Genomic DNA, 19,604 nt, shown 5'->3' on the forward strand with positions numbered 1-19,604 from the left:
TTGGATATTACCGAACTTTTGGCTTTTAGTGTAAAAAACAACGCATCAGATTTGCATTTGACCGCAGGTTTACCACCGATTATTCGGGTTGATGGCGAGATGCGCCGACTCAATGTGCCCGCACTCGACCATAAACAAGTGCATGCGTTGATCTATGAAATCATGAACGATATGCAACGCAAAGAGTATGAAGAAAATCTGGAAACAGATTTCTCTTTCGAAGTGAAAGATCTATCGCGTTTCCGGGTCAATGCATTTGTGCAAAACCGTGGGGCGGCAGCCGTGCTGAGAACGATCCCCAGTAAAGTGCTGACGCTGGATGACTTGGGCGCGCCAAACATCTTTAAGGACATCATTAATCAGCCAACCGGGATTGTGTTGGTGACGGGGGCGACTGGCTCAGGTAAAAGTACGACCCTCGCCGCCATGGTTGACCATATTAATACACACAAACGTGAACATATTCTGACGATTGAAGACCCCATCGAGTTCGTGCACGATAACAAATTATGCGTCGTGAATCAGCGCGAAGTACACCGTGATACCCACAGTTTTTCAAATGCATTGCGTTCAGCCCTGCGTGAAGATCCAGACGTTATTCTGGTCGGTGAGTTACGTGATTTAGAAACCATACGCTTGGCGATTTCTGCTGCCGAAACGGGGCATTTGGTGTTTGGTACGCTGCACACCAACTCCGCACCAAAAACGATTGACCGGATCATTGATGTATTTCCAGCCGAGGAAAAAGCCATGGTACGCTCAATGTTGTCAGAATCGCTGCGTGCCGTTATTTCGCAAACATTGCTGAAAAAAGTGGGCGGTGGGCGTATAGCGGCTCACGAAATCATGGTCGGCATTCCTGCCATCCGAAACTTGATCCGTGAGGATAAAGTGCCGCAAATGTATTCAGTTATCCAAACGGGCCAAGCCCATGGTATGCAGACGATGGATCAGTGTTTACAGCGATTGGTCGGGCAGGGCGTTATCTCAGCTCAGGACGCGGCCGCCAAGTCGATTGATAAACAGCCTAAACCCAGTTTCTAAGGAATGACTATGTTTGCCATAGACGATTATTTGCAGGATATGGTCACGCGCGACGCGTCAGATATTTTTGTGACGGTGAATTATCCGGTCAGCGCCAAAATTAATGGCACACTCACCCCATTGGACGATACGAAGCTGACGGCTGATGACGCGCTTAGTTTAGTGCATCAGGCAATGACCCCTGCGCAACAGAAAGAGTTCGCTGAAAATAAGGAATGTAATTTCGCCATCGCGCGTGAGGGAATTGGCCGCTTTCGCTGCAGTGCGTTTTGGCAGCGTGATCTTGCTGGTATGGTTATTCGCCGCATTGTTACGCAGATCCCCAAAGCCGAAGAACTTGGCTTGCCGCCTGTTTTGCAAGACATCATTATGGCAAAGCGCGGTTTGGTATTGTTTGTTGGCGGGACAGGCACAGGGAAATCAACTTCACTGGCGGCACTCATTGGACATAGAAACCAACATTCGAAAGGTCATATCCTGACGATTGAAGATCCCATTGAATTTGTTCACGAACATCGCAACTGTGTGGTTACTCAGCGCGAGGTCGGGATCGACACACATTCCTTTCACGATGCGCTAAAATCATCCCTTCGCCAAGCGCCTGATGTGATCCTGATTGGCGAAATACGTTCTATGGAGACTATGGAATACGCAATGTCGTTTGCCGACACCGGCCATCTGTGCGTTGCGACATTGCATGCCAACAATGCTAATCAAGCGATTGAGCGGATCATGCATCTCGCGCCGAAAGATTTGCACGACAAGTTACGCTTTGATTTGAGTTTAAATATCCGTGCCATTGTTGCACAGCAGTTAGTACCCACTATTGATGGGAAGGGCCGCGTAGCCGCAATAGAAATATTATTGAACTCACCACTGGTCACCGATCTTATACAGCGCAATGAAATTGGCGGCCTGAAAGAGGCCATGAAAAAAGGTCGCGAAATGGGGATGCAGAGCTTCGATATGGCCCTTTATGAACATTTCAAGGCGGGTAAAATATCGTTAGATCAAGCATTACATCACGCCGATTCACCGAATGATCTGCGCCTCATGATCAAACTGGATACCAATGAGGGCAGTGGGCTAGGCTCCTTGTCCAATGTGTCCATCGACATGGATTAATGGCTTGCGGGTTTTCCGGGATTTTGACCATTTCACGGTTTATCGCATCAAGCAATTACTCGATGACAGTGGCGTGCCGTGCTACCTGAAAAACGAGTACATCGCTGGGGCCATTGGCGAGGTGTCGCCTCTTGATGCCCAGCCAGAAGTGTGGATTGCTGATGATGAATGGCAACCGAAAGCACAGCGTCTGATCGATACTTTTATGACAGAAAACCAAGCGAAGCAGGGGCAAGCGAGCTGGTTGTGTTCAGGGTGTCAGGAGGTAAATGAACCAAGTTTTAACCTGTGTTGGCAGTGCGGTACTGCTCGACCTGACTAGCCAAACCGAGCAAAGATCAACATGCTCTAGAGGGCATGCCCCTGCGCTTCAAACCAACTTTGTAATATCAGGCAGGCAGAGACACTATCGACTTTGCCTTTTTCCAACTTTTTAAATCCACCCAGAGAGAAAAGTTCGGCTTTAGCGTCAACCGTAGTTAAGCGTTCGTCCCATAACTCGACAGGCTTTCTGAATCGCCCCTGCAAACGATTGGCAAAAGTTCTGGCGCGAGCAGAAATAGGCTGTTCGGTACCATCCATGTTGAGTGGCAGGCCGACAATACAGCGATTGGGTATCCAGTCATCAAATAACGCTTGAACCCGAGCCCAGTCGGGGACACCGTCGTTAGCTTTTAGCGCAAAAAGCGGTGACGCTGTGCCAGTGATAGATTGACCTATCGCGACACCAATACTTTTCAGGCCATAGTCAAAGCAAAGTAGCGTTTGAGACATGTTAACCGTCCTTTAAGCATGCCCGACATTCGGCGCAAGTTGCCAAATATCAACACCCAGTTTGTTGACTGCGGCTTGCCAGCGTTTGTGAATCGGCGTGTTGAAGAGAATATCCAGATCAGCTTCTACCGTCAGCCAGCTGTTCTCTTGGATTTCTTGTTCTAGCTGCCCTGCTGTCCAACCGGCGTACCCTAACGTAATGATGGATTTATCCGGGCCCGCCGACGTTGCCAATGCGGGTAAGATGTCTTTTGACGTGGTAACCATAATCTCGGGTGTCAACTGTAAACTGGATGACCAGCCTGGTTGGTTGGTGTGTAGAATAAAACCACGGTCTTGGGCCACCGGCCCCCCGGCTAACACAATCGTGTCGGCGTAGTCGTCTTCAACGGGTAGCGATTCATCAATTTGTTCAAGTAACGCGGCTAACGACAGTGTTGTCGGTTGATTAATAACAAGTCCCATTGCTCCCTCAGCATTATGCTCGCAGATATAGGTGAGTGAGCGAGAAAAGTAAGGATCGTCCAATGTGGGCATGGCGATGAGAAAATGATTTTCGAAGGTAGTCATAATGCTCATTGTATTGAGGATAACCGTTTTTCGATAGCGTCAAACAGCATCGCACAGATATTAATATTGTACGCCGCTTCAATCTCACGCACGCACGTTGGGCTGGTCACGTTGATTTCTGTGACTTTGTCGCCGATAACGTCAAGGCCGACAAACAGTAAGCCCTTTTCAACCAACAATGGCGCAATGGCTTCCGCAATGTTCCGGTCACTGTCTGACAAGGGCTGCGGCCTACCGGTACCACCGGCGGCTAAATTGCCGCGGGTTTCGCCACCACTGGGCAGACGAGCCAATGCATAGGGGACGACTTGTCCGTCAACTATCAAAATACGTTTATCGCCGTCTTTGATTGCCGGCATGTATTTTTGAAACATAGCGAAGCGCTTGCCATTGTTGGTCAGTGTTTCAGCGACCACGCCTAGATTGACACCGTCAGAACCGATTCTAAAAATCGACACTCCGCCCATCCCATCCAAGGGTTTACAGATAATATCCTGATGCTGCTGGTGAAAGGCTTTCACCTGAGTTTTGTTCGCAGTGACAAGCGTCGGCGGCGTGAACTGAGGAAACCATGCCGTGAAGAGTTTTTCGTTAAAATCTCGCAGACTTTGCGGGCGGTTTACCACCAAAGTGCCTTCTTTTTCAGCGAGAGAAAATAAATGGGTGGCGTAAATAAACTCTGCATCAACTGGCGGATCTTTACGCATTAACAGTACGTCCAGGTCAGCCAGCCTGATCACGCTTGGCTGTTCAAGCGAGAACCAATTCGCCTCATCCTGTTTAACGGTTAATTGGCGCACGTTCGCGTAAGCGACACCATCGTCTAAAAATAAGTCCGACATTTCAATATAGTGAAGCACATAACCGCGCGCCTGCGCTTCAAGCAACATGGCAAAACTGGTGTCTTTTTTGATATTGATTCGGTGAATAGGATCCATCACGATCCCCAGCGCTATTGTCATTCGGCTACCCGGTGGCGGTGTTTAGTGAATAATGGCGTCTTGGGCGATAAAATCAAGCGTTGAACTTGAAAAGTATCAACCCTAAGCCTTGCTCTATATAGGGAAGCGGAGGGTGAACTTCGTGCCTTTGCCAAGTGAAGAGACGCAATCTATAGAGCCTTGTAGTGCTTCAACTGCCAAATTGTAGCAAATATGCATACCTAGGCCGGTTCCGCCATTGTGGCGAGCATTAGTGAAAAACGGTTTATAAATATTGGCCACGGTGTGTTCGGTCATTCCTTTGCCGTTGTCACTGTACTCCAACACCAAATGTTGTTGTGTTTGTGCATCGTTTTCGACACGAGCCCGGATCGTGATTTGGCCGCGTTCGCCAGGCTCGAAGCCATGATTAGTCGAATTCATAATGAGGTTGATCAATATTTGGCTCAACGCGCCTGGATTACTCTGGATTTCAAGGTTTGCGTTAACATCAATACAAAACACATGCCCGATGCGCTTTAATCGTGGTTTCAATGACAAGAGCACTTCATCAATGTAACCACATAGGTTAACCGGGCGCGCTTGCTGAGAATGCTGATCAGTAGAAAGCTGTTTAAACGTGCGAATGAGCTGACTGGTGCGATTTAAATTGCGCTCTATAATATCTGACGCTTCCGCACATTCCTGATAAAAGGCTTCAAGGTCGGAGCGTCTGAGGCCGTTTTTTTTGAACAAAGTCTCTGACTTTTGCTGCATCGCTTTTAAATAGGTCGATGCCGTAATGGCCACGCCAATCGGTGTGTTAATTTCATGGGTCAAACTTGACATCATCGTACCCAACGCTGCCATGTTTTCCATTTCTAACAACTGCAGGCGTACTTCGTTGCGTTGATCCAGCGCTTTGCTTAACAACGCGTTTGATTGGCTAAGGTCGCGTGTTCGCTCACTGACTTTTTGTTCTAAGTCAGCATTAGCCTGCTTTAACGCCGCTATGTTTTCAGCGCGTTCAATGATAATGCTGAGGATCTTCGCCTCGTACTCAAGCGCGTCTGTGTCTTCACTCGTTGGCGCTTTTGCGTGAGTAAAATAGGCTGCTAACGTGCCATACAGTTTTCCATCAGGAGACACTAAAGGATGGGACCACGCTGAATGGATCCCGGCTTTGCGCGCATCTGCCCGCAGGGCTTCCCAATTTGGATGTGAATACACGTCATCGACAAAAACGGCTTTGCGATGGTACACCGCAGCGCCACAACTGCCTCCACTTTCTGAAATTGGGTGCCGTTGCAGCGCCTTAATAAAGCTGGCAGGTAGGCTAGGAGCAACCAGTGGAGTCAGGGTTAAGCCATCGTCATTGGCCAATAACACGGCACAACGCATACTGGTATCAGCAAGCTCTACTCCCTCTAACATGGCCGTGGCTACGTCTTCAAGAGAACCTCCAGACAACAACAGGTCTAGCGCATTTGCGCGACCTTGTTCAATAACGCTGCGATTTTTCAATTTTGCAAATTTATCGGCGGCTGAATTGTCGATGAGTTTGAGACGCATACACGAAAATGCTCAATGATTTTTATTCTTATTAATCACGATTATCGCACAGATCCGTGATGATGTGAGTAAAAAACCAACAGTCACGTCAAATAATTGGCAACTTGTTGTTTTCCCGTCAAATAACCGGTACTACAGGTCTCCATAAACCCCTTGCAGAACAGACACAACGGCAATGGCGGCCGTTTCTGTGCGTAAAATGCGAGGGCCGAGGTACGTTTCAGCATAGCCTGCTTCTTTAGCTGTGTAGATTTCCTGTTCGCTAAGACCGCCTTCTGGCCCGATCAATAAGCGGAAGCCCTGTGATGGTGGGCTTAACTGTGATAAACGCCTTTGTGCGGTGGGCGAAAACAACAAACGAGTCGCTGACGTTGAGTCAGATAACCATTGATTGAGTGATTTCGGTTGGTGCAGTGTCGGCAAGGTATTCCGACCACACTGTTCACAGGCTGATTGGATGATTTTTAGCCATTGTGCGTGCTTCTTCAGCCACCGCTCTGAACTGAGTTTCACAGCGCAGCGTTCGGTAAGTAGCGGTGTAATTTCACTGACACCCAATTCCGTCGCTTTTTGCAGCACAATATCCATGCGGTCACCTTTGCTCACCGCTTGGCCTAGGTGTAAAGGCAGTGGTGATTGTGCATCAATGCTCAGCTTGGCATCCACGTCGACACTCGCACGCTTTTTCGCAATAGACGCGATCCGCCCACTGTATTCATTCCCATCGCCATTAAACAACACCACGGGATCATCTTGACTGAGCCGAAGCACATTACACACATAATGCGCTGTTTCAGCAGGCAACCCGACGGTTGTGTCAACAGACAACACCGTATCAATATAGAAGCGATTAATGCGCATAAAAGCCACAGCAATAGTAGAGACGCAGGGATAATAACGAGTCTTAATGTTGGTTGAAAGGGGTGTAACGGCGTTGGGCAAAAAAATCCCCACTGATGATGTGGGGAGTAGGTATATCAGGAGCAGCCCAATAACGCTGCTGTGTCGCTTGAATAATGTGTTGGTCGTTATTTGGAGGAGCCGTGCGAAGTAACGCAATCAAGCCGCAACTTCGGTATCCCCTTCCTGCACATCTAAGGCAGCGACTTTAGATTTCTTGCTGATTTGTGTTACTGAGTTGCGTCTAGCGTACGGAGTATTTTTTCCGGTATCACGCATTAGCGCATAAACAAATAGCAAACAGACCAATGAAATTAAGATAGATAGTAATAACATTTTCAATTCCTTTAAAAATATTAAGCCAATCTTCCCGAGTTAACGCTGGGGATAAACCCAAAATGCCTCAGAAAAGCGTGGTCGAAATATAGACATTTTTTAGAAAAAAGCCAGCCAAATGCGACGAAAACACAAATTCAGTGAAATACAGTCTGTGATCAGATACACAAAAACGATAAAGATAAGTTATGCCCCTTTGTGTTCAGTTCGCGCAAGATAATTGACGTTAATGACACCTTGATGACAGGCACACGTTTTTGCATACATCAGGTTATCCTCGGGTGGGTAAAACAATAAATTGTTCTTAAACGGTTGCTTGCTAAGCCGATTTGTTGCTATTTTTTAAACGACCAACTCAGCACAATTATTTTAAGGAACACACCATGTATACGGCGGAAGATATCGAACAGCTCATTAACACTTATGTTATCCCTTGGGGGATCAATATTGTGATGGCGATCTTGATTTACGTAATAGGTCGTATTGTCGTCAGCATTTTAATGTCACTATTTACCAAAGTGATGGCGCGCTCCAAGTACGACGAGATGTTAGTCGAGTTCTTGAAGTCGATTTTGCATGCGATTTTGATGCTGTTTGTGATCGTCGCTGCGCTGGACGAATTAGGTGTCGATACCACGTCACTTGTGGCGATTTTAGGTGCTGCTGGTTTGGCCATCGGTTTGTCGTTACAAGGGTCACTACAGAATTTCGCCGCAGGCGTCATGTTGCTGGTGTTTAAACCTTTTAAAGCCGGTAACTTTATCGAGGGTGGCGGTACCATGGGAACGGTAAAATCGATTGGTATTTTTACCACCATTATGACCACGCCTGACAACAAGGAAATTATCGTTCCAAACGGCAAAATCTATTCCAACAACATTACCAATTTCTCGGCTAAGGATACGCGTCGTGTGGATATGGTGTTTGGTATTGGCTACGGCGATGATTTGCTCAAGGCAAAAAATGTACTCGAAACCATGATCAAAGAAGAGTCGCGTATTTTGGCTGATCCTGCGCCAGTGGTAGCTGTCTCTGAGCTAGGCGATAGCAGTGTTAACTTTGTGGTGAGACCGTGGGTGAATAGTTCAGACTATTGGGGTGTTAAATTTGATTTTACTGAAGCAGTAAAATTGCGCTTTGATAAAGAAGGTATTTCAATCCCGTTCCCACAAATGGATGTGCACGTGCACAAAGAGGAACAGGACGAAAAAGGAAAAGAATAGTCGCCAGCACAACACGTCCTGTGTTGATGCGGATTAAAAAAGGCCGAAATGCTCACGCATTCGGCCTTTTTTATCGGGTAATGCTTTCTATCAGGTTAAGCTTTGCAATTGGGTTTGGATTTAGCGTTGCGGTACAGTGGTAGCGCGGCAGGCATATCGGCACTCAAATCCTCAATCCGTGTCTGTGGCGCAGGGTGAGTGGATAAAAACTCGGGTTGGCGCTGACCGCCGCTTGCCGCTGCCATGTTCTCCCACAAGTTCACCGATTGGCGTGGGTCAAAGCCTGCTTGTGCCATCAGGTTCAGGCCGATGGCATCCGCTTCTGACTCATGCGTGCGGCTAAAGGGTAACTGCACGCCAACCTGAACACCCAAACCAATAGCCGCCATGATCGGGCCGCTGTTGGCTACTTCATTAGCAGCCATGGCCGCACCAACCGCCTGCGTTCCTACGTTGATCAACGTACTTTGCGACATGCGCTCATTACCGTGCTGCGCGATCACGTGGCCAACCTCATGACCAATAACAGCAGCCAGTTGATGTTGGTTTTCGGCGACCTTGAGAAGGCCTGTGTAAACGCCGATTTTTCCTCCTGGTAGTGCAAACGCATTAACTTGCTCATCATCAAAAACAACCACTTCCCACTGGCCAGAGAAAACTTTCGGCGGTACTTGCGCGGTAATATAGTTCGCTACACACTGCACGTAGCTGTTTTCAACACGCGCCGAGGATATAGTCAGTTCATCTTTCATTCCTGCAAATGCTTGCGAGCCCATTTCCGAAAGCTGGCTATCTGAGTAAAGAAGTACTTGATTTCTGCCCGTTGGCGACGTTGCACACCCCGCTAAGGCGGCACACACGAAAAAACTGATTAAACATCGTTTCATAATGAAGTTCCTAATTTTTGCACTAGAGCGTGTTGAACAAAATTTGTACCGCAAAGATCAACACGCTCTAGTATTTGCACTAGTCTCACTAAGATCAAGGTAAATAGTGATACTAAATTGCAACCACGTCACTAAACTGTAACACGGATCAGCGAATGTAACGGTTTGATAGAGGTCGGGTAGCTAATTTTCACTTAGCGGTGGACTTAATCCTGACTATTTAGCATGATTGGATAAATAGACACACGTTCAAAAAAAACTAAGACTAAAAGGAAAGCAGATGGCGGCTTCAAAAGTATTCAAATACGGCTTGTTAGCGTTATTTATCAGTGCAACCTTGACTGGCTGCGGGTTAGACGGTGACGATGGCGCTCAAGGTGAACAAGGACTTCAGGGCCCACAAGGTGAGCCGGGTCAAGATGGCGCACCTGGCAGCGACGGTGACGACGGCTCAGATGCTTCGCTCGGTATCACCATGACCATTGTGGGTCGTGCTAGCTTGGGTGTGAGTGGTGCGGCAGAAATTGCCCAGTATCATGCGCAGACGCAAACGATTTATGCCACGAACAGCACAACCAATAGCATTGCAGTCATCAATGCATCGAACTTAACGTCGAATCCGATTTCTGACCCCATCAATTTGGTTAATTTAAATCCAACGACAATTGCGCTACCGGCCGAATTTGAAGGAACCGCACTGGGCGGCGTCAACAGCATTGCAGTCAGTGGCGATTTGATGGCAGTAGCCGTGGCGGGTGCAACTCAGGCTGATAATGGTTTTGTACTTTTCTATAATGGCCTAGACAGCTCAGCGCCTGCCTTTTTGGATGCAGTAGAAGTGGGTAACTTGCCAGATATGGTGAAGTTCACACCGAATGGCGGTAAGGTCATTGTTGCTAACGAAGGCGAGCCGAACGGCGATTACAGTGTTGACCCAGAAGGCACTATCTCGGTGATTGATATTTTGGCCAGCGGTGAACCCGCAGAAACGGCTGACACCATCACCTTTACGGCGTTCAATGGTCAACAAGTTGAGTTAGCGTCGCAAGGTATGCATTTCCCTAACCCTAGCGGCCGCACTATCAATGGCAATGCAATCAATATTACGGTCGCTCAGGATCTTGAACCCGAAGCCATTGTTGCGACCAATACCACAGCCTACATCACGCTACAGGAAAACAATGGTCTCGCTATTGTCGATTTGGAAGACTTATCAGTGCAAGTCATGGGGCTTGGGTTTAAAAACTGGTCTGGCTTGAATTTTGATGGCAACGAAGATGGTGCAGTGAGTTTCGGGCAATACGAAGGTTTGTTTGGTGTTTATATGCCTGACACCATTGATACTTATCAGTGGAAGGGCGCAAACTTTTTAGTCACGGCAAATGAAGGTGATGCGCGTGAATATTTCTTTGCAACCGATGATGAAGCTGCTTGTACAGCCGCAGGTGGTGTTAGCTTTGATGAAGATGACGGCTGTTTAAGCTACACGGATGAAGTGAAGATTGAAGATCTCACCGCTGAGCCTGGTTCGGCGCTGGAGTCGATTCAAATGGGCGGCGAAATTGACGACCTTCGTGTGACCGCTGAGTTGGGCGATAGCGATGGTGATGGTGAATATTCAGCTGCGTATGCCTATGGCTCACGCTCATTTACCATTTGGGATCAAAATGGCCTGGTGGTGTTTGATTCGGGCGACGATTTTGAACGGATCACAGCGTCAATTCATGGTGCTCAGTTCAACAATAATAATGATGAAAACGAAGGTGACTCACGCTCTGAAAACAAAGGTCCAGAGCCAGAAGCATTGACGGTTGGCACCATTGGCGACCGTACCTATGCATTCATTGGCCTTGAGCGCATGAGTGGAATTATGGTGTACGACATCACCAACCCTTACGATGCGAAGTTTGCAGAATACGTGATTAACCGCGACCTTACGGAAGGGCTGACAGTGAATGATGTGATCGGTGACCTTGCTCCAGAAAGCTTGGTGTTCGTCGCAGCAGACGATAGCCCTACCGGTAGTCCACTGCTGATCACGGGCAACGAAGTAAGTGGTACGGTTAGCGTGTGGGAAATCACGCTAAACTGATCCCAGCATTGGTGAGCATAAGAACGGCACCTTAGGGTGCCGTTTTTGTTTCATGACATTTATAGTCACTCAAGGTATTCTTGCTTCATTCGTGTCGGGCTTGGCCGATACACAAAAATAAGAGAGTGTTTATGACCGATCCAGTAGTCATTAGTGGCGTAGGCGTTTGGAATCCACCGCATCAAATCAGTAACGAAGAACTCGTTCACAGCTACAACGCTTATGCGGACAAATTCAACCGAGAAAATCAGCACGCCATCGAACAGGGTGAAATGGCTGCCATGCCACACAGTAGTGCAGAATTTATCGAAAAAGCATCGGGCATCAAAAGCCGCTATATCTATTGCAAAGACGGTGTGTTAGATGTTGAACGCATGCGGCCAAAGCTGACCGAGCGCGCGGACGATGAACTGTCTCAACAAGCGGAAATTGCCGTGGCGGCAGCGAAAATTGCATTGCAAGCGGCCAACAAACACGCCAACGACGTTGACGCTGTTATTGTGAGCTGCGCGTACACACAACGTTCTTATCCGGCGATCGCGATTGAAGTTCAACAAGAGCTGGGTATTCAGGGCTTTGGGTTTGACATGTTGGTGGCTTGTTCAGCTGCAACTTTCGGTTTGCACCGCGCCTATGAAATGCTCAATGCCAACACGGCCAAGTGTGTATTGGTCATCAACCCCGAGCTGGTATCGCCACAGGTAAACTATACCGACAGAGACAGTCACTTTATTTTTGGTGATGTTGCGACTGCCAGCGTGGTTGAAAAAGCCTCAACCGCACAGGGGGAGCATCAGTATGAGATTTTAGGTACTAAAGCCTTAACGTCATTTTCGAACAACATTCGTTCCAACTTTGGCTACATAACTCACGCTACCGATGCTGAACCCTATGCTGCTGACAAATTGTTTCATCAGGAAGGAAGAAAGGTGTTCAAGGAAGTGTGTCCGCTCGCTGCCCAGCACATTCAGTCTCACCTGGAAAGTTGTGGATTGGGTGTCGCTGACGTGAGCCGATGGTGGCTGCACCAGGCGAATATCAACATGAATACGTTGATCAGTAAAAAGTTACTCGGGCGCGAAGCAACGCGCGAAGAAGCCCCGATAGTATTAGACACTTATGCCAATACCGCGTCAGCGGGCTCGGTGATCGCGTTTGCTCTGAATCACACCGACCTAACAGCGGGAAGCACAGGTGTCCTGTGCTCCTTTGGCGCGGGTTATTCAATCGGCAGTTTGGTGCTTAAAAAGCGTTGATTTCCGACCTGGGGTACGGGTTTTCCGGAGCAGCCTATTTACTCTTACTGCTCCTGCTGTTTACGGTACGTAAAGGCGGACTCGCAAAATACTTATTGATCCTGTCGGCCATTGTGACTGTGGTGTGGAGTGTCGCGCACATCTCATTGGTGACGGGCACGATGACGCTGGAGCGCCTGCTATTCATTGACATCGCCAAACAGAGCGTTTGGTTACTGTTTTTGGCAGCGTTTCTTCGGGATGATTTCGCCACGCTGTGGGATGTACTCAAGCGCCCCGTCAGCATAGCCATTCTGGCACTACCTGCCGGGGCATTAGTACTGCCGTATTTCATCCCCATGTCTTTTACGTGGCGTTTCCTGCTACAAACCGTGATTGCACTTGAGGTGCTCATCTTACTCGAACAGGTTTATCGTCAGTCTGGCACTCAGCGCTGGGCATTTAAACCCTTAGTGCTCTACCTTGGCGTACTCAATTTGTTTGAGTTCGTTACTTACGCTAATGCCACCATGGTGGCTCAGGTTGAGCCAATTTACATCGCTGCTCGTGGCTACATTTACGTGTTGATGGTGCCATTTTTAGTGATTGCCACTCGTCGCATAAAACATTGGGGCGTAGATATCTTTATCTCTCGTGAGGTCGTGTTGCATAGTTCGCTGTTGTTAGTCGCCGGCGGCTATTTATTTGTGATGGCAGCAATCGGCTACGCGATAAAATTTGTGGGTGGAAGTTGGGGCCCAACCATACAAATCGTATTGATTGCATTGTCGATAGCTTTACTGGTGACGGTGTTCTTGTCGAACAACTTCCGTACGCAAGTGAAAGTGTTTATTACCAAAAACTTTTTCGCCAATCAGTTCGACTATCGTATTGAGTGGGTCAAACTCACTCAAACCCTGAGTGCAGAAGGCTCCGCCTTGCCAAAGGTCTATGGCTCTGCATTGCAGGGGTATCTTGGGGCGTTAAATTACGATAGCGGTGCAATTATCAAAATAAAAAACGCCATGATTGACTGTGTTGCATCATCACAGTGTGATGTTAGCGCCGTGACAGCGCCGAGCTTAATGGCCAAGTTACGCGCATTTTTCACGACAACAGAATGGATAATGGATGTTGATGAATACCGCGTGAAGCCCTACCTCTATTCGGACCTAAAACTTAGTGAAGACGAGGTTGCCAGCCTGAAAGGGCATATCCTGATCCCTATTTTTCAGCATGAAAAACTCTGGGGTATTGTCGTGTTAGGTTGTGTGGAAGCAGAACGCTTGCGGCTTAATTGGGAGTTGCGGGACTATCTGAATGCAGCGACTGCGCAAATCAGCAATTTTATTTTTCATCATGAGGCATCAAATGATCTGGCAGAGAACGCCCAGTTTGCTGCCTTCAGCCGGATGTCAGCATTCGTTGTGCACGATCTTAAAAATGTATTGGCGCAAATTGATCTTATCTTATGCAATGCGCAGCAGCACAAGCACAACCCGGAATTTATCGACGATACCTTTGAAACGCTAGAGCACACCAAGTCTCGTATGGATAAGATGTTGCGTCAGTTAACTGATAAATTACAGCCGAACGAAGCACGGGCTGGTAGCCATTTATTGTCTTCCATTATTGAGCATGTGCTGAAAAAGCGCTGTGCGGGTCTAAAACCGACTCCCACCCTTGATGTGGAGGATGAAGTTCCTGTTGTGATTGATGCAGAAAAATTTGCCAATGTTGTGTACCATTTGGTCAACAACGCGCAGCAGGCAACCGCTGATAGCGGCACCATCAATATAGAATTAGCGGTTGATCAAGACCGGCAAGAGCAAGTCGTCACCATCACTGACTCAGGTGAAGGAATGAGCCAGGAGTTCATTGAACAACGCTTGTTTAAACCGTTCGAGACCACCAAGGGTAACGCCGGAATGGGTATTGGCGTGTATGATGCGCGCAGTTACATTGTATCGATCAATGGCCGGTTGTCCGTTGAAAGTGAGCAAGGCACAGGCACACAGTTTACATTGCGTATTCCGTCGATTTAACACAATAGGAAGTTGGCTAAATGAGTAAAGTCTTAGTAGTGGATGATGATCTAGGCATCCAAAAACAGTTAAAGTGGAGCCTGACTGATTTTGATGTCGTGTATGCAGATGACCGAACATCCGCCATCGCACAGCTTAGACGGCATGAACCCGCCGTAGTGACACTCGACCTTGGGTTACCTCCGGATCCTGCCAACGCCTCCGAAGGGCTTTTGGCGTTGTCAGAAATTTTAAGTCTGGCACCGCACACGAAAGTGATCGTGGTAACGGGCAATAATGACAAGTCAAACGCCTTAAGAGCCATTGAACTTGGCGCGTACGATTTTTACCAAAAGCCTATCGATTCTGACACGATAAAAGTGATTATCAATCGTGCACTGAATCTGGCCAACCTGGAACATGAAAATCGAGTGCTTATCCGCTCAAACCCGTCAATGGGCAAAATTATTGGTAACAGTGCGGCTATTCAGTCGGTCAGTCGACGAGCGGAGAAGATCGCGCAGACCGATATCAGCGCTTTGCTACTGGGCGAAAGTGGCACCGGTAAAGAAGTGTTTGCGCGCAGTATTCACGAACACAGTCATCGCAGTGATAAAGCTTTCGTAGCCATAAACTGTGCGTCAATTCCAGAAAACCTGCTGGAGAGTGAGCTATTTGGCTACGAAAAAGGAGCATTCACCGGTGCCAACAAAACCACGCTCGGTAAAATTGAGATGGCGCAGGGAGGCACACTGTTCCTCGATGAGATTGGCGACATGCCGATCGGTTTGCAAGCAAAAATGTTGCGCTTTCTGCAAGAGAGGGTGATTGAACGTGTTGGCGGTAGAACCGAAATTCCGGTGGACATTCGCGTAATCTGTGCGACACACAGAGATTTACAATCGATGGTGGCTGAGGAAACCTTCCGCGAAGATTTATTTTATCGTGTGGGCGAAATTACCATTGATATCCCGCCGCTTAAAGACCGCGACCAAGACGTGGTATTGCTGGCAAAAACCTTTTTGGGTCAATACTGTCAGGAGTTCAATGTCAAAATTAAGGGCTTCAGTGAATCGGCACTCCAAGCGATGCTAAGTCACCCGTGGCCGGGTAATATTCGCGAGTTGCAAAACAAATTGAAGTCAGCTGTTATTTTAGCAGAAGGGCAACTGATCACGGCGGAAGACATGAGCCTGCGTGGGCCGAAGGAAGAACAAGAGAAAGAAATTCTTAATTTGCGCGAGGTACGAGAGTACGCGGAAAGCAATGCGATACGAAAAGCCTACGTGCGCGCCGACAAAAATATCTCTAAAACAGCAGAGTTGCTGGGAGTGACTCGCCCTACGCTGTATTCACTGATTGATAAATACCATCTGGAAGACCTAAAAACCGGAATGTAGCGCGTCAGGTCGCCGTGACGCGATGCTGCCATTGTATGGAGGCGGTGTTGTTCAGTGAGGTTACCAACTCCAGCCGCCCAATGTTCAGCTGTTGCTCCAATGGATTTTGCTCATCTTGCGCGTGTTTATCAATCACCCGCAAGACGCCCACCCAGCTATCTTTTCCAGAGTACTTAGCGGCATACAGGCAATTATCAGCGGCATTGAAAATGTCATCCCAACTGGCTTTTTCGGGATCCTTTTGGTCCAACGGGAATGCACTAAATCCGATCGAGCAAGTGGCGGTGTAAATTGTTCCGTCTTGCGCTTCAAATACACTTTCACTCACGGCCATCCGCAAGCGTTCAGCGAGCAACGATGCTTCACTGCGCGGCGTATTTCGGCAGATCACCAAAAACTCTTCTCCCCCCCAACGAACCTGTAGATCAGAATGCCTGAAGACCTGACTGATAATCTGCGCGAATTTAACCAGAAACTTATCCCCACTGACATGCCCGTGAGTGTCATTAATCTCTTTAAAGTCATCGATATCGATTAAAAAGCAGATCAGGTCAGCGTCGTCTGGGAAAGATTGTCCCAAGGCAATGGCTGACGAGTAGCTGTGCACGCAGCGCTGGATTTCTGCGGGTAGGTTCGCATCTAGATAGTGTCGGTTATAACAGCCCGTCAACGGGTCGCGCAAACTCATCTGTTCAAGCGTTCGATACGCTTGCTGCAACTCGCTATTCTTGCGCTCTAACTCAAGTGTTCGGCGGTTGACAATATCAGACAATTCTTTGCTGCGTAATCGATGTGATTGCCTGCTGACAAGTAAAAAACCCAGCAATAACACAACGATAAGACTGGCGAGCAATGAAACATTGCGTATGTTTCGCTGCTCAGCAAGATGAAGCTCCATGGCTTTATCTTTACGCAGCGTTTCGATCGATTGCTCCTGGCGTGCATATTCAACTTCTGATTGCAGGCTTTGTAACGCGGCTTCACGGCCTTGCATTAGAATACTTTGCTCGATAGCAAGTTGTTGCTCGCGGGCTAACAAGGCTTCTTCAAACTGACCTTTAAGCCTTAATGCCGCAACGCGAACGGAATAGAACTCAGCCTGGCGCTTTAGCTCACCGCGTACGTTCGATTCCTCGAGGCCGAGGTCTGCATGATACAAAGCTAGATCGGCGTCCTCGCTGATAATTGCCGCGCGGGCAATCGCTAGCCGCAAGTCTGTCGTCAATGCGAGGTTATTGCGTTGTTTCGATCGTTCTAGTGTGTCGAGTAATGTCGACATACCCTCTGCGAGTTTGCCCTCTGAAATCATCACTTCACCTAGGCTGGCAATGGCCCAATCTTTATCGCGCGGCGCTTGCAGCTCGGTGAACAGTTGGATAGCGGTGTTTAGATGTTGCTTAGCGTCAGCATAACGCTGCTGTTGGCGCAAAACGATGCCAATTTTAACGTGACTGTAGGCAATGTTGCGTACCAACCCAAGCTGCTTATCAATGGCGAGTGCGTCATTAAAGAACGTTAACGCGCGATCTAAATTGCCCAGTTCACGATAAATTTCGGCGATGTTGAACAAACTGTTAGAAATACCGCGCACATCATTTTGTTCGCGCTGAACATCCAGTGCCTCTAAATACGCGTTCAGTGCCAGCTCGAATTGACCCATCAGTTCCAGTACCACACCAATACTGGCTTTTTGGTTAGCGATACCCTCACGATCATTCAGAGATTCGTAGTAAGACAGCGAGCGATAGTAGTAATCCAGTGCGGCGTGATAGTCTGATTGATAGCGGTAATTGCGACCAATATCAGAGTTTATCTGCGCGAGTAGTAAAAACTCCTCAGCTTGCGCCACAGTTTCGGCGGCTTGTGAAAACGCTTGATGGGCAAAGTCGTGTTGATTGCGCTCCATCGCCGCAAGACCAATTAAGCGTTGAGCGGCTGCTTCATCAATACTGTGTTCTCGCAACCGAGCATCATTAAGCAGTGTAAGCGCTTCAGCCTGAACCTGACTGTATAAGCCCTCGTCTTGTAATGACATTATGCGCGTATACTGCTCGTATCCTTTCGGACTCATCACGTCAATCAGCGAGGACGCGTTTTGCGCAAACACGTGCTGCGCAAATGAGGTTGCCATGAGGGCAAACGTCAGGCAAATAACAGGCATACAAAGCAGGCTGCGGGCACATACTCGAAGCCGTAAAATCGCGCTTTTTGCAGAGTGGATTGAACTGAGTTTCAAACGAAAATCCATGTTAAAGCTACTGTCCAAAGTATGACCAACATAACCAGAAATTGATGCGAATTAAAGGTATTTCAATTGATGCGAACGTATAAATACGTCACGTCACTGTTTTTATTGATCAAGTTGTGTAGCGATTTACCGACTTTGCTAGCGACTCCCTTTTTCCGAATGGGCGGCGATGAGTAAACGCAGCATCTTGGATTTGGCAACACCGTTGCGTTTTGCAATTTTTCCAAGCTGCGCGATGGCTTCATCACCCAAGGTAAAGGTCGCGCGTTTTAGCGGCGACTGAATGGGCTGTTCAACACCGTGAGCGTGAAACGCAATAACATTGTCGGCTTCGCCAACGCCGCCATTGGCATAAACTACGGCTCCTTGAATGAAGCTATCCACGTCAACTGCGGCGTTTGAATCCGTATTTTTAACCGAACGCGCGGTTTTCTTCAAAGTGGCTAAACTCATTGTTCTCGCCTTTGCCTCGTGCTAATAGTTCTTCTATGATGCTGCGAATTTCAACCGCCGCTTTGCCATCGGGCTCACTTTCCATCACAGACTGACCAGACTCTTCCGAGTCGTCGTACATGTTTCGGCTGAAGGTGACTGAATTCAGCACGGCCACTTCAAAAGAACGACAAACCTCTTTGGCTTCGAGAATGCGTGACGCCAAGCTCGGCAGAGAGGGGCACTGCGTTATTACAAAGGCAGCGTTCATTCTGGGGTTCACCATTTTACAGGTTGAAATAATATCTTCCATGTGCGGAACGGTTTTTAGATCACGTCGTTTAGGGCGTAGCGGAATGAGAATATGGTCTGCAACGGCCATTGATGAACGTAGCGCCAAATTGTCTTGCCCACCACAATCAACAATCACATAATCATAATGATTTCTTAGGCTGAGCAATTCATTACGTATTTTTCCGTACAGTTGCACACAATTGATATCAGGTAGCGCATCATTGGCATTTCGTTCCTGGATCCAATCTGACGTGGTGCGCTGCGGATCGCAATCCACCATCAGCACCGACGCTTCTTTTTCAGTGCGCAAATACACGGCAATATTTTGCGCCAAACAACTTTTACCGCTGCCGCCCTTTTCACCACCCACTAAAATAATCATACTACTTGCCTCAATTACTGCGTTGGCCGACCCGCACTGTCGCTAGCGGGCAACGTGCCGATTGAATAAACCACTGAGTTTTGCGTCGACATCGCAAAGATAGAGCGATTGGACAGGTGTCGCAAGCCTGCTACGGCATGGTGATT

The 19,604-nt window shown here is 48.0% G+C and carries 18 protein-coding genes; 8 read left to right on the forward strand and 10 right to left on the reverse strand.

The features are described 5' to 3' along the window. The 3 genes from KIU71_RS03630 to KIU71_RS03640 are packed head-to-tail and all read left to right on the forward strand — an operon-like array spanning window position 1 to window position 2,491. On the forward strand, window positions 1–1,044 hold the full coding sequence (locus KIU71_RS03630; protein ID WP_214129820.1) for a type IV pilus twitching motility protein PilT: 1,044 nt from the start codon (window positions 1–3) through the stop codon (window positions 1,042–1,044). Window positions 1,045–1,053: 9 nt separating this feature from the next. After that, window positions 1,054–2,169, forward strand: a complete 1,116-nt coding sequence (locus tag KIU71_RS03635) for a PilT/PilU family type 4a pilus ATPase (RefSeq protein WP_214129821.1) — start codon at window positions 1,054–1,056, stop codon at window positions 2,167–2,169. Beyond that, window positions 2,147–2,491, forward strand: coding sequence for a putative signal transducing protein (locus KIU71_RS03640; RefSeq protein WP_250207243.1), 345 nt, complete (start codon window positions 2,147–2,149; stop codon window positions 2,489–2,491). The genes KIU71_RS03635 and KIU71_RS03640 overlap by 23 nt, the downstream gene beginning before the upstream one ends. A gap of 26 nt (window positions 2,492–2,517) precedes the next feature. Here the strand turns inward: KIU71_RS03640 and ruvX are convergent, their stop codons facing one another. From ruvX to KIU71_RS03670, 6 genes are all read right to left on the reverse strand, one after another. Further along, a complete protein-coding gene (gene ruvX, locus KIU71_RS03645; RefSeq protein WP_214129822.1) occupies window positions 2,518–2,943 on the reverse strand; it encodes a Holliday junction resolvase RuvX in 426 nt (141 codons plus the stop codon). Between the two features lie 12 nt (window positions 2,944–2,955). Continuing rightward, window positions 2,956–3,513 carry a YqgE/AlgH family protein gene (locus KIU71_RS03650; protein ID WP_214129823.1) on the reverse strand — a complete coding sequence of 186 codons (558 nt, stop codon included), beginning with the start codon at window positions 3,511–3,513 and terminating at the stop codon, window positions 2,956–2,958. A gap of 5 nt (window positions 3,514–3,518) precedes the next feature. Next, complete coding sequence (gene gshB / locus KIU71_RS03655; RefSeq protein ID WP_214129824.1) at window positions 3,519–4,475, reverse strand: glutathione synthase; 957 nt, start codon at window positions 4,473–4,475, stop codon at window positions 3,519–3,521. A gap of 93 nt (window positions 4,476–4,568) precedes the next feature. After that, window positions 4,569–6,005 (reverse strand): sensor histidine kinase, encoded by a 1,437-nt coding sequence (locus tag KIU71_RS03660; protein WP_214129825.1) that lies wholly within the window; start codon window positions 6,003–6,005, stop codon window positions 4,569–4,571. A gap of 132 nt (window positions 6,006–6,137) precedes the next feature. Continuing rightward, window positions 6,138–6,866, reverse strand: coding sequence for a 16S rRNA (uracil(1498)-N(3))-methyltransferase (locus tag KIU71_RS03665; protein ID WP_214129826.1), 729 nt, complete (start codon window positions 6,864–6,866; stop codon window positions 6,138–6,140). 198 nt (window positions 6,867–7,064) lie between these two features. Next, window positions 7,065–7,241 carry a hypothetical protein gene (locus tag KIU71_RS03670; protein ID WP_214129827.1) on the reverse strand — a complete coding sequence of 59 codons (177 nt, stop codon included), beginning with the start codon at window positions 7,239–7,241 and terminating at the stop codon, window positions 7,065–7,067. Between the two features lie 383 nt (window positions 7,242–7,624). On the opposite strand from KIU71_RS03670, the gene KIU71_RS03675 reads away from it, so the two are divergent. Further along, on the forward strand, window positions 7,625–8,464 hold the full coding sequence (locus tag KIU71_RS03675; protein WP_214129828.1) for a mechanosensitive ion channel family protein: 840 nt from the start codon (window positions 7,625–7,627) through the stop codon (window positions 8,462–8,464). 95 nt (window positions 8,465–8,559) lie between these two features. On the opposite strand, the gene KIU71_RS03680 is transcribed toward KIU71_RS03675, so the two are convergent. Next, entirely contained in the window at window positions 8,560–9,351 is a 792-nt protein-coding gene (locus KIU71_RS03680; RefSeq protein WP_214129829.1) for a M48 family metallopeptidase, read from the reverse strand. 280 nt (window positions 9,352–9,631) lie between these two features. On the opposite strand from KIU71_RS03680, the gene KIU71_RS03685 reads away from it, so the two are divergent. The 4 genes from KIU71_RS03685 (at window position 9,632) to prsR (ending at window position 16,102) form a co-directional block, all read left to right on the forward strand. Beyond that, window positions 9,632–11,443 carry a choice-of-anchor I family protein gene (locus KIU71_RS03685; protein WP_214129830.1) on the forward strand — a complete coding sequence of 604 codons (1,812 nt, stop codon included), beginning with the start codon at window positions 9,632–9,634 and terminating at the stop codon, window positions 11,441–11,443. A gap of 131 nt (window positions 11,444–11,574) precedes the next feature. Next, the gene (locus KIU71_RS03690) at window positions 11,575–12,699 is read left to right on the forward strand and encodes a beta-ketoacyl-ACP synthase III (protein ID WP_214129831.1); all 1,125 of its coding nucleotides are present in this window, start codon (window positions 11,575–11,577) and stop codon (window positions 12,697–12,699) included. Continuing rightward, the gene (gene prsK / locus KIU71_RS03695; RefSeq protein ID WP_214129832.1) at window positions 12,696–14,723 is read left to right on the forward strand and encodes an XrtA/PEP-CTERM system histidine kinase PrsK; all 2,028 of its coding nucleotides are present in this window, start codon (window positions 12,696–12,698) and stop codon (window positions 14,721–14,723) included. The genes KIU71_RS03690 and prsK overlap by 4 nt, the downstream gene beginning before the upstream one ends. 20 nt (window positions 14,724–14,743) lie before the next feature. Beyond that, window positions 14,744–16,102 carry a PEP-CTERM-box response regulator transcription factor gene (prsR, locus tag KIU71_RS03700; RefSeq protein ID WP_214129833.1) on the forward strand — a complete coding sequence of 453 codons (1,359 nt, stop codon included), beginning with the start codon at window positions 14,744–14,746 and terminating at the stop codon, window positions 16,100–16,102. Between the two features lie 4 nt (window positions 16,103–16,106). Here prsR and KIU71_RS03705 read toward each other — a convergent pair whose 3' ends face one another. From KIU71_RS03705 to KIU71_RS03715, 3 genes are all read right to left on the reverse strand, one after another. Then, a complete protein-coding gene (locus tag KIU71_RS03705; protein WP_214129834.1) occupies window positions 16,107–18,233 on the reverse strand; it encodes a tetratricopeptide repeat-containing diguanylate cyclase in 2,127 nt (708 codons plus the stop codon). Window positions 18,234–18,488: 255 nt separating this feature from the next. Beyond that, window positions 18,489–18,803, reverse strand: a complete 315-nt coding sequence (locus KIU71_RS03710) for a ribbon-helix-helix domain-containing protein (RefSeq protein WP_214129835.1) — start codon at window positions 18,801–18,803, stop codon at window positions 18,489–18,491. After that, window positions 18,763–19,458 (reverse strand): AAA family ATPase, encoded by a 696-nt coding sequence (locus KIU71_RS03715; protein ID WP_214129836.1) that lies wholly within the window; start codon window positions 19,456–19,458, stop codon window positions 18,763–18,765. The genes KIU71_RS03710 and KIU71_RS03715 overlap by 41 nt, the downstream gene beginning before the upstream one ends. Between the last annotated feature and the right edge of the window lie 146 nt (window positions 19,459–19,604).

It is taken from the genome of Alteromonas oceanisediminis (assembly GCF_018474025.1).
Classification (GTDB): Bacteria; Pseudomonadota; Gammaproteobacteria; order Enterobacterales; family Alteromonadaceae; genus Alteromonas_E; species Alteromonas_E oceanisediminis.

Excerpts from the sequence above, each read along its gene's own strand:
- KIU71_RS03685 (WP_214129830.1), top strand. The coding sequence starts at position 9,632 with ATGGCGGCTTCAAAAGTATTCAAATACGGCTTGTTAGCGTTATTTATC.
- KIU71_RS03710 (WP_214129835.1), bottom strand. The coding sequence starts at position 18,803 with ATGAGTTTAGCCACTTTGAAGAAAACCGCGCGTTCGGTTAAAAATACG.
- KIU71_RS03680 (WP_214129829.1), bottom strand. The coding sequence starts at position 9,351 with ATGAAACGATGTTTAATCAGTTTTTTCGTGTGTGCCGCCTTAGCGGGG.
- KIU71_RS03705 (WP_214129834.1), bottom strand. The coding sequence starts at position 18,233 with ATGGCAACCTCATTTGCGCAGCACGTGTTTGCGCAAAACGCGTCCTCG.
- KIU71_RS03640 (WP_250207243.1), top strand. The coding sequence starts at position 2,147 with ATGTGTCCATCGACATGGATTAATGGCTTGCGGGTTTTCCGGGATTTT.
- ruvX (WP_214129822.1), bottom strand. The coding sequence starts at position 2,943 with ATGTCTCAAACGCTACTTTGCTTTGACTATGGCCTGAAAAGTATTGGT.
- gshB (WP_214129824.1), bottom strand. The coding sequence starts at position 4,475 with ATGACAATAGCGCTGGGGATCGTGATGGATCCTATTCACCGAATCAAT.
- KIU71_RS03715 (WP_214129836.1), bottom strand. The coding sequence starts at position 19,458 with ATGATTATTTTAGTGGGTGGTGAAAAGGGCGGCAGCGGTAAAAGTTGT.
- KIU71_RS03690 (WP_214129831.1), top strand. The coding sequence starts at position 11,575 with ATGACCGATCCAGTAGTCATTAGTGGCGTAGGCGTTTGGAATCCACCG.
- KIU71_RS03635 (WP_214129821.1), top strand. The coding sequence starts at position 1,054 with ATGTTTGCCATAGACGATTATTTGCAGGATATGGTCACGCGCGACGCG.
- KIU71_RS03650 (WP_214129823.1), bottom strand. The coding sequence starts at position 3,513 with ATGACTACCTTCGAAAATCATTTTCTCATCGCCATGCCCACATTGGAC.
- prsR (WP_214129833.1), top strand. The coding sequence starts at position 14,744 with ATGAGTAAAGTCTTAGTAGTGGATGATGATCTAGGCATCCAAAAACAG.
- KIU71_RS03660 (WP_214129825.1), bottom strand. The coding sequence starts at position 6,005 with ATGCGTCTCAAACTCATCGACAATTCAGCCGCCGATAAATTTGCAAAA.
- KIU71_RS03665 (WP_214129826.1), bottom strand. The coding sequence starts at position 6,866 with ATGCGCATTAATCGCTTCTATATTGATACGGTGTTGTCTGTTGACACA.
- KIU71_RS03670 (WP_214129827.1), bottom strand. The coding sequence starts at position 7,241 with ATGTTATTACTATCTATCTTAATTTCATTGGTCTGTTTGCTATTTGTT.
- KIU71_RS03675 (WP_214129828.1), top strand. The coding sequence starts at position 7,625 with ATGTATACGGCGGAAGATATCGAACAGCTCATTAACACTTATGTTATC.